Annotated in this window: 16 protein-coding genes; 8 read left to right on the top strand and 8 right to left on the bottom strand. The window is 48.1% G+C overall.

Annotated elements, in window-relative coordinates; translation table 11 throughout:
- Positions 1–138: 138 nt before the first annotated feature.
- From PSE6802_RS27150 to PSE6802_RS0100260, 3 genes are read right to left on the bottom strand one after another with little or no spacing between them, the layout of a single operon-like run.
- The gene (locus PSE6802_RS27150) at positions 139–582 is read right to left on the bottom strand and encodes a Spy/CpxP family protein refolding chaperone (RefSeq protein ID WP_019498069.1); all 444 of its coding nucleotides are present in this window, start codon (positions 580–582) and stop codon (positions 139–141) included.
- A 36-nt stretch (positions 583–618) separates the two neighbouring features.
- On the bottom strand, positions 619–1053 hold the full coding sequence (locus PSE6802_RS0100265) for a hypothetical protein (RefSeq protein WP_019498068.1): 435 nt from the start codon (positions 1051–1053) through the stop codon (positions 619–621).
- A complete protein-coding gene (locus PSE6802_RS0100260) occupies positions 1050–1655 on the bottom strand; it encodes a sigma-70 family RNA polymerase sigma factor (protein WP_019498067.1) in 606 nt (201 codons plus the stop codon). Before PSE6802_RS0100260 ends, PSE6802_RS0100265 begins: the two co-directional genes overlap by 4 nt.
- Before the next feature lie 216 nt (positions 1656–1871).
- On the opposite strand from PSE6802_RS0100260, the gene PSE6802_RS0100255 reads away from it, so the two are divergent.
- A complete protein-coding gene (locus PSE6802_RS0100255; RefSeq protein ID WP_019498066.1) occupies positions 1872–2375 on the top strand; it encodes an LmeA family phospholipid-binding protein in 504 nt (167 codons plus the stop codon).
- A gap of 137 nt (positions 2376–2512) precedes the next feature.
- Here the strand turns inward: PSE6802_RS0100255 and rodA are convergent, their stop codons facing one another.
- Positions 2513–3775, bottom strand: a complete 1263-nt coding sequence (rodA, locus tag PSE6802_RS0100250) for a rod shape-determining protein RodA (protein WP_019498065.1) — start codon at positions 3773–3775, stop codon at positions 2513–2515.
- 13 nt (positions 3776–3788) lie between these two features.
- On the bottom strand, positions 3789–4352 hold the full coding sequence (gene rsmD / locus PSE6802_RS0100245; RefSeq protein WP_019498064.1) for a 16S rRNA (guanine(966)-N(2))-methyltransferase RsmD: 564 nt from the start codon (positions 4350–4352) through the stop codon (positions 3789–3791).
- A gap of 98 nt (positions 4353–4450) precedes the next feature.
- On the opposite strand from rsmD, the gene PSE6802_RS0100240 reads away from it, so the two are divergent.
- The 5 genes from PSE6802_RS0100240 to PSE6802_RS0100225 all read left to right on the top strand — a co-directional run bounded on the left by PSE6802_RS0100240 (position 4451) and on the right by PSE6802_RS0100225 (position 8367).
- Entirely contained in the window at positions 4451–4981 is a 531-nt protein-coding gene (locus tag PSE6802_RS0100240; RefSeq protein WP_019498063.1) for a hypothetical protein, read from the top strand.
- A 158-nt stretch (positions 4982–5139) separates the two neighbouring features.
- Positions 5140–5235, top strand: coding sequence for a DUF29 domain-containing protein (locus PSE6802_RS34575; protein ID WP_162139180.1), 96 nt, complete (start codon positions 5140–5142; stop codon positions 5233–5235).
- Positions 5236–5291: 56 nt separating this feature from the next.
- Positions 5292–6167 (top strand): lipid kinase, encoded by an 876-nt coding sequence (locus tag PSE6802_RS0100235; protein WP_019498062.1) that lies wholly within the window; start codon positions 5292–5294, stop codon positions 6165–6167.
- A gap of 136 nt (positions 6168–6303) precedes the next feature.
- A complete protein-coding gene (locus PSE6802_RS0100230) occupies positions 6304–7674 on the top strand; it encodes a cytochrome P450 (protein WP_019498061.1) in 1371 nt (456 codons plus the stop codon).
- Between the two features lie 213 nt (positions 7675–7887).
- Positions 7888–8367, top strand: a complete 480-nt coding sequence (locus PSE6802_RS0100225) for a hypothetical protein (RefSeq protein ID WP_019498060.1) — start codon at positions 7888–7890, stop codon at positions 8365–8367.
- 51 nt (positions 8368–8418) lie between these two features.
- Here PSE6802_RS0100225 and PSE6802_RS0100220 read toward each other — a convergent pair whose 3' ends face one another.
- From PSE6802_RS0100220 to pyrE, 3 genes are all read right to left on the bottom strand, one after another.
- Entirely contained in the window at positions 8419–9081 is a 663-nt protein-coding gene (locus tag PSE6802_RS0100220) for a Uma2 family endonuclease (protein WP_019498059.1), read from the bottom strand.
- A 320-nt stretch (positions 9082–9401) separates the two neighbouring features.
- Positions 9402–10646 carry a DUF58 domain-containing protein gene (locus tag PSE6802_RS0100215; protein ID WP_019498058.1) on the bottom strand — a complete coding sequence of 415 codons (1245 nt, stop codon included), beginning with the start codon at positions 10644–10646 and terminating at the stop codon, positions 9402–9404.
- Positions 10647–10674: 28 nt separating this feature from the next.
- Positions 10675–11253, bottom strand: a complete 579-nt coding sequence (gene pyrE, locus PSE6802_RS0100210) for an orotate phosphoribosyltransferase (RefSeq protein WP_019498057.1) — start codon at positions 11251–11253, stop codon at positions 10675–10677.
- Between the two features lie 132 nt (positions 11254–11385).
- On the opposite strand from pyrE, the gene PSE6802_RS0100205 reads away from it, so the two are divergent.
- Positions 11386–11883, top strand: a complete 498-nt coding sequence (locus PSE6802_RS0100205) for a hypothetical protein (RefSeq protein WP_019498056.1) — start codon at positions 11386–11388, stop codon at positions 11881–11883.
- Positions 11884–11974: 91 nt separating this feature from the next.
- The gene (gene coaE, locus PSE6802_RS0100200) at positions 11975–12619 is read left to right on the top strand and encodes a dephospho-CoA kinase (RefSeq protein ID WP_019498055.1); all 645 of its coding nucleotides are present in this window, start codon (positions 11975–11977) and stop codon (positions 12617–12619) included.
- The last annotated feature ends 216 nt before the right edge of the window (positions 12620–12835 follow it).

The raw sequence follows: 12835 nt of genomic DNA, 5'->3' as shown, positions 1-12835 counted from the left end.
CGCCTCTGTAGTAGGGGCGAACGGCCGTTCGCCCCTACATTGGTATCCTATCAACCTGCAACTCCCTTAGTTGAATCGGGGGGTAGGTGATAGGGGGTGGTCAGTATAGCAAGACTGTAAGGAGTACACCAACCCCTATCAACGACGGTTGTGTCTGGTTTCTCGGCGTTGCTTTATGAGTTGGGCTAATTGAGCGCGTTGCTGGGGGGTTAGAACTTCTCGCATTGCTAGCGTTTGCTCGAATTGTAATTTAGCTGCTTGTTGTCTTACGGATTGCAATTCATTAAACTTAGCTCTTACTTGCTCGCTGGAGGCAGTGCCAGACATCAACTCTTGTATTTCTTGTTGCAACTGGCGCACTCTTTGCCTGCTAGATCTGATTTCCGAGTTATTTCTAGAGCGAATATTTTTAATTTGTTGTAACTGATCGTTACTCAGGTTTAGTTGCTGTAGCAGTTTGCCAGAAGCTTCGCCAATCTCTTGAGCTTGAGATGGCTGGGTCAAGGTATGGGTTGTAGGAATACCTGTAGCTATAGTTATTGCTAGGGCAGCAGCAATAGATTGATGGAATTTACGGTTCATGGATTCCCCCATAATTTAGTTTTGGCGCGGTAAAGTCTATTCAAAGGTTTCATTGGTTTCTTTATGCAGATCCTTAACCAGATATGAATTGGTAGTCTCATCGATATCTTCACCAACTGAGGCCGACCAACTCTCGATCAGAGACGCTTCGATTTGAGTGCGATCTGCTTCGCTAATTGTGGCTGGCTGCATTTGACGGTTGACTGCCCATACAGACATGATGCCTGCCGCGATCGCGCCGGAGGCAACTAGCAAACCTTTACGCCAAAGTTTTCGTGCGGGTTTAATTTGTGGTGGCATAGCTTGTCTGCTAATCTCACCCATAATGCGCTGCTCCAGGTTAATGACAGGCTCTGGGGCAATCGGCTTGTTTTGCCGCAGAAAAGCAACCAGTCGCAGATCTTCATAACTGAGATCGCGATCGAGGCGATCGCCAGAGTCATTATTAGAATTAGTGCGATTGCGATTCATATTTCGACCCCTTGCAATTCCAGAAACTGCTTGAGAGCAGTGCGAGCGTGAAATAAACGTGACTTAACCGTACCCACAGGTATCTCTAGAATCTCTGCTACATCTTTTTGCGGCAATTCTTCTAGATCGTGCAGTACGACTACGGTGCGATGTTCCTGGCTGAGTTGCTCCAGACCTCGTTGAACGAGATCCTGGTAGTGCAATTTCGCCAGAGCGGGATTAGATGTACTGGCATCCGAGCGATCCGGTATGCTTTGGATCTGGTCATCATCGGTTGTTACCGTGCGCGATCGCGTCCTGGCGATCGATTTGCGCCCATCGCAGGCAACATTCCAAGCAATGCGATATAACCAGGTGGAAAACTGTGCTGTTTGCCTAAACTTACTTAGACCTTTCCAGGCGCGCAGAAATACTTCCTGTACCAAATCGTCGAGTGCCTCAGCACCGCAGAGCTGATATAGGGTTGACCTCACTCGCTGTTGATGGCGTTGGTAGAGTTTAGCAAAGCTTTGGGTATTACCTTGCAAGCACAGATCTACCAATTGGCGATCGGATAGCTCGCTGCTTTCTCCTCTAGCCACGATCTTGGAAACTAGATTCATTCATAGGGCGCATGCGATCGAGTTCATGTAACCTTAAGCTGTTATAGCTATAGCCAACAGACTTAGGACGGGGTGCAGGGGTAGAACCCCTGCGGTGGGGGCGCAGCCCCCACACCCCCTGTACTAATAATCTGTCTAAAGCTATAAAAGTATGACTGCTTAACTGTTTACCAGGTTCAATTTGCCCGCAAGTTCTCAAAAGTTAATTTATACCCTATGGCTTCGATTGTTAGCTCTGTCCTCTGTCCGGTAATTAAGTTGTGGCTGCGATCGCAGGTTGAAGCCTTACAAGAACTGGACATAAAAATTCTTGGTGCCAATCGCCAGATTTTGCAAGGTCAGGTACCGCAAGCGGAGGTCAGCGGTCAAGGCATTGTTTACCAAGGTCTTAGCCTCAGTACCATTAGTCTTGTGGCGGCGGGCATTAATTTAAATATTCCCCAAATCCTCAAAGGTCAGCCATTAAAACTGCTAGACCCAATTCAAGTACAGTTGGATTTAACAATTGAACCGCAGGATTTGCAGCAGTGTCTTAGCTCGGCGATCGTGACAGACGCATTAGGCGATAAAGTACCTCAACCATCTTCAGACCCGGATATTAAAGCTTTACTGGAAAGATTATTACTCAAGCTTGGCGACCAGTTTGCTCTGGATAGCCTCATAGTCTCAAACGGTAGATGTTCTTGTCAGGGTGTATTCACAGTTGCTGCGACTGAATGAATAAAAGATCTGCCTGTGCGTTCTCAATTATGCGTGGCTACAGGCTCAACCACTTCACTGAGCTTGTACTGGATGCAGGCAGCAAGCTAAGAAAGACTGTTTTGCAGTTCATTTAATATCTCGATCGCCTGTGCAGGCTAAAACTTAATCATACGTCGATGTGCTGCCACTGATTCGACTAAACCGAGGGCAATAAAGTTAGTGAGCAGTGCCGATCGCCCGTAACTCAGCCACGGTAGAGGAATGCCCGTAATGGGGGCAACTCCAATGGTCATACCGATATTGATCGTAGCTTGGAAAAGCACCATCGAAAAAACGCCAATTACCAGCAGAGAACCAAAATTATCCTTAGATTTAACGGCAATCACTAATAAACGCCAGCAAATTCCTAAAAATGCAATCAGGACGAGCATAGAACCCACAAGCCCCATTTCTTCGCCGATCGCGGAGAAAATAAAATCCGTGTGCTGCTCGGGGATAAAACTCAGTTGGGTTTGAGTACCGTGCATAATTCCGCGTCCCCAAATTTTTCCCGCCCCAATCGCAATGCGGGACTGAATCAAATGGTAACCACCGTCCAGGGGGTCTTGTGTGGGGTCGAGGAACAACAAAAGCCTCTTTTTCTGATAGTCATGCAATAAAGACCAGACAAAAGTTCCCACTTGGGCTGAGACCAGATTTACTGCCACCGCGCTCAAAAAGCCGACTACTCTCATCCAGGGTAGCGTTCGCCAAGCAACAATTCCCATCAACCCCACCCATCCCAGCCATGCCGGAATGAAAACACTAAATAGGATCAGTGAAATTAAGGGTGAAATAATCAGTAATATCCACCCCAAATTAGTACCGCCCCAATACAGCATACCGAGAGCGATCGCGCAGAACACGAGGAAAGTGCCCAGATCCGGCTGCTTCATGATTAAGGCACAGGGTAATAGTAGCGGCCAAATCACCTGAACGATATCTGAAGGTTGCTTGATTGGATGCTTATGCAACAGCGCTGCCAAAGTAATAATCACTCCCACCTTGGCAAATTCAGAAGGTTGAAAATTAAATTCACCGATTGTCAGCCAGCTTTGTGCCCCATTGGCGGATGTACCTCCTACCAGCACGAGCGCTAAAAATACGTTGGTGATAAAGTAGGTAATCCAATGTAAATGCAATAGTTGCTGGTATTGCCAGCGCGCCAGTGACATCACAATAAATAGACCGATGCCGCCGATGATAAGGTGCTGCAACCAATAGGAATTTAAATTGGAATAGTTGATGGCAGAGCTATGAATGGCGATCGCGCCGACAATTGTCAAAGCCACTGGAATAAATATCAAAAAGAGATCGATATCACGCCAATCCCTTCTTAACAATTCCCAACTAAATAAATTGAACTTAACTGAAGACATAATTTAGATTTGCTTAGATGATAGCTATGGGTTGTGTTAATTCATAGAAGGTGATGGCTGTTTGACCGTACTTGCGGCGATCGCGCTTGACCAGATCGCCAATGGCATCAGCTAAATAGCGAGAGGGAGAATGTTCCACAGCAACTGTGGCATCGGTAGCGAGTAGGGGAGGAAGGGCGGTAAGAACAGCCTCGTACAAATCGCTTTGGTAGGGCGGATCGAAATAGACCAGGTCAAATTGAGCATATGGTTGAGATACTAACTTGGGAATAACTTTGAGCGCGTCACCGCGATGGATGTTAAAAAACTGAGCTGGCCTAACGATCTTTTCCAGGTTATGTTTAATTAGTTTACACGCTCCCCCCGATTGTTCGATTCCTACGACTGCGTCTGCACCGCGCAACAAAGCTTCCGCTGCCATCGCTCCCGATCCCGTACATATATCCAGCCAGCGGCAATGTTCTATTCTACCCTGCCAAATGTTAAATACGGCTTCTCGAACGCGGCTGGGCGTGGGGCGCGTTTTTAGTCCTGGTAATGTTTGGATCGGGCGATCGCCGTATACTCTAAGAGACATGAGCTATCTAAAATTCTGACAGTAAAAACGGAATTTAATTGTTAACGAGTACGGCTAATAACTAGATTATCAGGCTTGAGATCCTAACTTACTGAATTATGAAGGCAATCGAAGTTAGTTTTTGGTTACCAAAAGTTTTGCTAGCTAGCTGTCTTTTGCTGACAGCATGTACGGCTAATTCCCAACAAGTATCCCAAGCGCAAACACCAAAGGAAGTGCGCTCGGAAGTGGCCGCAGCAACTAAATCAAAACAAGAATTGGCTAGAGAAGTTCTTACTGAATTTGGTATAGCTCAGCGCTACGATCTACACTTCATGGGTATTGTGGATATGGGAGTTGGGCCGACAAGCAGACCCAAGTTTTATACCTGGCTGCATCAGGTTTTAGTGCAGGGTGCGGGCTGGAAACGCACTGAGGCTAAATACGTTGCTCGCCTGGAGTCCGATTTTACCGAGGCGGAATTGCAAGAATTATTGAGTCTTGCCAAGCGGCCTTTATTTAAGAAGTTGCTCAAAGCAGAATTCCAAGCCTACGATGATGTCACCCCAGACAGGCGCAAATTATTGAATCAAGTATGGGATGACTACAATTCCGGAAAAATAGATGCCCCTCCGGACATATTAAAATAAATTCCACCTATAAAATTTTCGTTGATGTCTGCATGTAGGGGCAGGTTTGGCTAAAAGTTGTTGACTTGTATCAATAGCTCTCTGGCCAAACCTGCCCCCTACGTCAACGGATTTTTTACAGTAACCATAAATTTCTAAAATATTTGGGGTGCAGTGAAATGACACTCAGCAAGCCTGCGATCGCGTATGAAGAAGACTTTAATCTCTGGATAGAGCAGACGATTGAATTGTTGAGGGCAGGGCGGCAGTACTAACCGACACCTTTTGGCCTGAAGAGTAAAAGTCCATCTAGTTATAGCTTTCGAGTGTCATGAACTATTACAATGCCTTATTACTGGTAAACCGACATTCGCGTAACGGGCAGCGCTATGCTGTATCGATCGCAGCGCAACTGGAATTACTAGGTCTCAAACTAATTGAAGAACCCATCAAGCATCCTGAAGCTTTATCGGATTTAATTCGCCAATATCGCGATCGCGTCGATCTAGTCGTCATAGGAGGCGGTGACGGTACGCTGAATGCAGCGGCGGCTGGTTTGGTAGACACCCAAATTCCTCTGGCAATTCTGCCGCTCGGTACTGCCAATGACCTGGCACGAACGCTTGGGATCGCAGCCTCACCCATTGATGCCTGTAAAGCGATCGCCACGAGTCAGGTTCGCCGCATCGATCTAGGTTGGGTGAATGGCAAGTATTTCTTTAACGTAGCCAGCCTCGGTTTGAGCGTCAAAATTACCAACCACTTGACCAAAGAAGCCAAAAGTCGCTGGGGCGTACTTGCCTATGCCAAAGCTGCCCTGCAAGCAATCTGGCAATCTCGCCCCTTTTCCGCCATCATCAGTCAGAGTGGCGAATCAGTTAAGGTCAAAACCCTCCAGATTGCCGTTGGTAATGGCAGGTTCTATGGTGGTGGTATGGCGGTTGCTGCCGACGCTGCCATTGATGACCACAGGCTCGATCTCTATAGCTTGGAGGTGATGCACTGGTGGCAAATTGCTTTCCTGTTGCCGTCACTGTGGCGCGGCGAACACGGTAGGGCGAGCAACGTGCGATCGCTACATTGCCGAGAGGTTACTATCTCTACCCGCAAGCCGCGCCCAATTAACACCGATGGCGAGCTAACCACATACACGCCAGCTCAGTTTCGCGTCATTCCCCAGGCAATACCAGTTATCGTTCCAGGCTAGAGTAGATATAGCCATAGACAGATCTGTTAGGACAGGGGGGGTGGGGGCTGCGCCCCCACGCAGGGGTTTCACCCCTGCACCCCGTCCTAAGCCTGTTGGCTATAGCTATAGCGATCGGTTCAAATCAGAAGCAAAGATGACAGAAAGCACCAGCACCCAAGAAGCCCGAGAGCGATCGCCAAGATCGCCAGACTCTCTGCCATTACCACCTGGTAGTTTAGGATTGCCAGTCATTGGTGAAACCATCAACTTTCTGATCGACCCCGATTTCTCCAGCAAGCAACAAGCTAAATACGGCCCGATCTTCAAAACCCGTATTTTTGGAGGTGTCACCGTCTTTATTGTGGGTGCGGAAGCAAATCAGTTTCTCTTTACGAATGAAAATAAATATTTTGTCGCCACCTGGCCGTACAGCACCAGAAAGCTGCTTGGTTCTGCCTCTCTGGCAACGCAGACAGGTAGTTTGCACGCTGCCCGCCGTAAATTATTGGCACAAGCCTTTCAACCCCGCGCCCTCGCCAGCTATATTCCCACAATCGAGCAGATTACTGCCAGTTACCTGGACAAATGGCAACAGGCTGGCTCCTTAACCTGGTACCCCGAATTGCGCAACTACACCTTCGACATTGCCAGTGCATTGTTAGTCGGTACGGAGAACGGCTCGCAAACCCCTTTGGGCAAACTATTTAAAGATTGGTGCGATGGTCTGTTTACTATCCCCTTACCTTTACCTTGGACGAAGTTCGGTAGGGCCTTGCGTTGTCGGCGGTTATTACTAAATTACATCGAGCAAATCGTGCTGCAACGCCAACAGGCTCAGGATTTTGGCAACGACGCTCTGGGGATCTTGCTCCAAGCCAGGGATGAAGAGGGAAATAGCTTGAGTTTGGAGGAACTGAAAGATCAGATTCTGTTGTTGCTATTTGCCGGACATGAAACCTTAACTTCGGCGATCGCTTCATTTTGCCTGCTCCTGGCCCAACATCCAGAAGTGATGGCAAAGGCGAGAAACGAACAGCAACAATTGCAAAAATTACAGCGATCGCCTTCCTTGACTCTAGACGACTTAAAATCAATGACCTATCTAGATCGCGTCTTAAAGGAAGTATTGCGCTTAATTCCACCTGTGGGCGGCGGGTTTCGGGAAGCGATCGAGTCTTGTGAGTTTAACGGCTACCAGATTCCCAAAGGTTGGACGATACTTTACCAAATTAACCAGGCTCACAAATTAGAAGAGCTATACCCCGAATGTGAGAAATTCGACCCGGATCGCTTCGACAGCGATCGCGCTGCTGACAAACAAAAATTATTTGGTTATGTCCCCTTTGGTGGCGGATTGCGAGAGTGTCTGGGCAAAGAATTTGCTAGATTAGAAATGAAGATATTTGCAACAATGTTACTGCGTAGTTGCGATTGGGAACTGTTGCCAGACCAGGATTTAAGTATGGTGACAGTACCAACCCCACATCCAAAGGATCTTTTGCGGGTTAGTTTTCGTCAGTTGTAATCTCGTAGTAACTAAAAGATTGTTCGGAACGAGGCGCTGGGGTTTTACCCTCATAATTACATCTCAAACCTGTTTGGTTATTGCTATAGAAGCCATATCCAACAGGCTTAGGACGGGGTGCAGGGGTGAAACCCCTGCGGGGGGGCGTAGCCCCCACACCCCCTGTCCTAACAGATCTGCATACGGCTATAATTTTATTGGTAAATTTTGTCAGTGAAGAATTCGATCGAAAAGCTACCCTGGCTAACCGCGTTAGCAGTCGTTCTTTGGTATACCCTCTACGGTTGGGAATTGTCAGTAGTTGTCTCGCCATTGAGCAGTTGGCTGATTGCCGCCGCGATCGCTGCTTTCTTAGCTGCCGCCATCAACATCGCTTTATTATTAGCGATCCCTGGCATTCTCGCCGCAACATGGCTGGTAGGGTTGCCGCTAGCTTTAAATACTGCCTTAATTAAGGGAACGGCCTGGAGTCGAGATGACGATCGGGTAATAGCCCTGGTCAATACATTAGGTAGCGGTATTACCTTTATCGTGATGACGTTTATCCTGTCAGCTTTTTGGTTCTCGCCACTATTTTGGGCGAAGTGGCAGATGACTAAAAAAGGCTTTCACCGCATCCAGATTTTCTGGACGATTACTTTCAGTAGTTGGGTGGGACTGGGGTTGGGATGGTTAATTGGAAGATGGCAGTAGTTTGAACGTGCAAGCTGCTTGAAGGCAGGGAGATTGTCTGAAAAATGCAATCTATTTCTTCTGCAACTGTTGCATTAACCAATTTGCTGCTGCTGTATTTGTCTCTGTGACTAATCGCTCTATTGTTTGCTCTACGAGGGCGATCGGCAATCCCGTCAACACCTGCGAAACCTGAATTATCTCATAAACGCCTGTAGAACCTAACCCGAATGCAAAAAGCCGCCTTCCTTTGACATCAATTACCCAATATTCAGGAATCCCTAAACTGGCATAAAGCTGCTTTTGCTCGTCGAGGTCGATATTGAGCGTCGTGTCCGCAATTTTCCCCACCAGATCGGGCAGTCGATGGCGCGTCAAATCAATTCGTCGTGGTTCATCTGCCTGCCATTGGGGAATATTGTCACCCTTGTAAAGTATCAAATCTGGGGCACAAGCATGGGTTTCTGGCAGATCGATTAAGCACCCTCCAAAGGACTCTATTGCCGGGTCGGGGTGCAGAAATGCCCAAATAAAGAAAACTGCTGTCATCAAATCGGTAAAACGAGCGTGGCTCAGCCCTATATGACCCATATCAACCCACAACCATCCTTTATAAAAGGCAATTTTAATCCAGTCGATATCCGAGCTATCTCGTATCTTTACATAGTCTTGCCAAGTGGCATCATACCGTTGGAGTATAGTGGGTTTACTAGATCTTTCTAAAGAGATGGTCATGGTTCGACACCTCGCAAGTCCAACTTTATTTATATTATCTAAAATATTGCCACCTCCTTTAGTTAGGCTGAGAAGTAGTTTTGCGATCGCTCTTCCACTATTAGATATAGCGTTTTTCAATTGAGAACAGGTTTTATTGACGGGGTGAAGGGGTGGAACCCCTTTTTGGGGGCAACGCCCCCAACCCCCCTTCTCGTTTTCATCTGAAAACCGCAATTAAGCGATTAAGCGATCGCGATCCATAGACAAAATATCCTTGCCATGCTGTGTGGGATAACAGCGGCGGGTCGATCGCGCTGGCAAGCAATTTTCAGAAAGCCCTAGTTACCAGTCCTTGCCAGTTGCGTCTGTAGCTGTGCCTGAAGATGACGATAGGTTAGATCGCTTGCTTCCTTGTCGTTGCTGGGATCGGTGCCAGAATCGCTTTTGTCGATAGAATCGATTCTGATGCCTGGGAATTTAGCGCTGCTGGGCGATCCGCCTCCCCATAGCAGCCAGCGGCTGCCCGTTGGCAATTCTGCCAAGCTATGCGGCTGGCTCGTAATCCACACCTGGGGTAAATCGGGTGGCAGTTGCGATGGATCGGATATCTCTACAGGATTTGCATCGATCTGAACCGCTGCTAAGGTCTCCAAAACTACGCGATTGCCATGTACCAGACCGCTTGCAGCCGTCCACAACCTGACATTGAGATTGAGCCGCTGCGCGTAAAAATATAATGAAGCGGCGGCAATGACAGCCTCCTCAAAATCCGGCGATCGCCATCCTATCTGTGTATCCAGCGCAATTACTAATTCCTGTCCTCCCACGGTCAATTCCAACTCCCGCACTCGCAGTTCCCCAAACCGCGCACTGGTCCGCCAGTGCACCAATCGAATCGGATCGCCCCAACGATATGGCCGGAGCGTGCGCGTAATGCCCTCATTGGCACTGTGATGTAGATTTTCCAGACTGTACAGTCTGGGGCTATCATCTTTGCCAATGAAATCAACTAAAGGACACTGACTGAGGGGCAGCACCGTAGGATAGACGATCGCGCGGCGCGGTACCGACTGCGATCGCCGACTGCGAAAAAGACCAAATGGGCTAGCAGTAGCTAGCTCCAGGCGATCGAAGTGAAATACACCGCGCTGTAGCGTTGTAATCGAGTAGAGCCAACGGTAGCGATCGCCGATATCGATTGACTCAATTACATGGGATTGCGATTCTATGCGAGTAATCCCTTTGGGCAGGAGATCGCGAATTTCTAATAGAGCCTTGTTCTGCTTTCCAGCATTGTGCAACCAGAGTTCCACCGTGAGAATATCCCCCGCACTAACGGGATCGATGGGTAACCGTTCTACCTGGATATTGCTCAGAATGCGAGCGGGCAAGACACCGCCGATTAACATAATGGCAAGACCCACACCGCTCATAGCATAGAGCCAGCCTGCTAGCGTGTTAGTGGCTGCTAAGAAGAAGAAGAAGGTCATTCCCATTAACATGCCGCCCGCAAATTCAGGGACACAAGCCCGCCTCTCCAACCAATCCCCAAATCCCGAGCGGCGGGAGCGATGTTTATTCATACCTTTTATGCTCGATCTATCCCCGTGTTTATCCCTGTTGTGCGACATGTGCTTGAATTTCCGCGATCGTGAAAATCGTGCTAAATTCTAGCCCCTCCTTGGCATAGAGTTCCGCACCACCCTGGTTGCGATCGACGAGGGCAATAATGCGATCGACTTGATAGCCAACCAGCCGCAACCGCTCGACCGCTAGCATTGCCGACTTACCAGTCGTAACCACATCCTCTAACACTACCACCTTCGCACCTGCATCTAGGACAGGCCCTTCGATCCAATCAGCCGTGCCGTGACCTTTGGGTTGCTTGCGTACGATCGAAGCTGCAATCGGTCGGTTTTCATAGGCTGATACGACGCTGACAGCAGAAACAATGGGATCGGCTCCCAGAGTTAGCCCACCTACTGCAACTACATCCGGTGGCAACATGGATAGCACAATTTGTCCCGTCCACAGTGCCCCATAAGGGTGCAAAGTTACCAACTTGCTATTGACATAATAAGAGCTAGATTGCCCGGAGGAAAGTGTAAAATTGCCACTTTTATAAGCTAGACGGCAAAATAGCTCCAGCAATTTTGCTCTAATTGCTGCCACATCGGTATCTGTAGTCATAAATTCCTAACCATCAAGGTGAAATTAGTACAAATTAACAGTTTTTATGGCGAGATATATAATTAATCTGGTAGATTGATTAAAAATAATTAACCTTCTAACTGGTTTAGACAAATTGTGAGGATGAACTTTATGAGAACTTGCTCTTATCTGCTGACCTCAGCACTAGCAATATCCGCTATCTCACTTATAGCAGCTCCGTCCTTTGCCGATCCGTTATTAACGGATCAGGACTACTACCCTCGTGATTTTTCGCCCACCTATAACGAGGCAATCACCAAAGTTTTAGACTTAACTTCATCTACTAACGTAGCCCCACCGTGGATACAGTTTGAGTTTATGGATCAGAAGATGGAGCGCGAGTTTACAGCTTTCCGGACGATCTTCAGGGAGATGCTTGACCTACAGACCCTGGATGACGACAACATTCGCACCCGCGATCTCACCAGTCCTTACACTACCTCTCTAGCGTCATTCTGTACCTACTATCGCTCCGTTGGACTAGAGTTGCCAGCGGGGACAGATAATTCTTGTTTAGAGGCACAAGCTCCTGCTCCCGAGCCTCCCAGATACGAACCGCCAGCACCGCCACCCGTACGCCCGCGCATTACCGTCCCAGCGCTTTGGTAGACTGTGTTCTTTAAAAACTGTCACGATATTATGTCCTTAGCTTCTGCTAAGGACATATTGTTTTGTTTTTATTGTTAATTTTTATCGATCGATGCAACAGCGCATTATTGGGATTACGGGTGGAATTGCGACTGGAAAAACTGCCGTTTCTAATTATCTGCATACAGCCTACGATCTGCCCATACTCGATGCCGATATTTATGCTCGCGAAGCCTTAAGTGTAGAGCTGGTTGCCGCGATCGCCTCTCGTTATGGCGATCGCGTGTTGACAAGCGATCGCGCCCTGGATCGCGCCGCACTCGGTAGAATTATTTTCCAAGATGCCGCAGAGCGCCAGTGGCTGGAGTCGCAAATTCACCCCTATGTAAGAGAGCGTTTAGAAACAACCGCCAAACAATATCAACCTTCAACAGTTGCTATGGTCGTACCATTGCTATTTGAAGCGGGCATGGAGAATCTAGTCACGGAAATCTGGGTAGTTACCTGTACGGCGGAGCAACAGCTAGCACGACTCGTGCAAAGAGATCGCCTCACGCTGCAAGAAGCGCGGCAGCGCATTGCCAGCCAGATACCACTAGCGCAAAAAATTGCCCTTGCTGATGTCGTAATTGATAACTCTCAGACAAACTTAGAACTATTTAAACAAATAGATATAGCGGTTTTCAGATCGGAAAGAGTAGGGGGTTTGGGGGCGTTGCCCCCAAGAAGGGGTGAACCCACTTCACCCCAAACATAAGACCTGTTCTTAAATTGAAAACCGCTATGCGATCGTGGTTGAGCGATGGGGGGAGGGCGAAGTTAATTAGTTTGGACGGGAAGCGAAAGGGGAAACGTAGAAGCATCTCGCAAGTTAGTATTGCGATCCAAATTGCAATCGAGCGCTAAAATGGGTGGTATAGCGGCTTTCAGATCGGAAAGAGTAGGGGGTTTGGGGGCGTTGCCCCCAAGAAGG

The sequence above is a fragment of the Pseudanabaena sp. PCC 6802 genome (assembly GCF_000332175.1).
Lineage (GTDB): Bacteria > Cyanobacteriota > Cyanobacteriia > Pseudanabaenales > Pseudanabaenaceae > PCC-6802.
The sequence above is the reverse complement of the archived record's forward strand: the minus strand, read 5'-3'. Positions and strand labels throughout refer to the sequence as shown.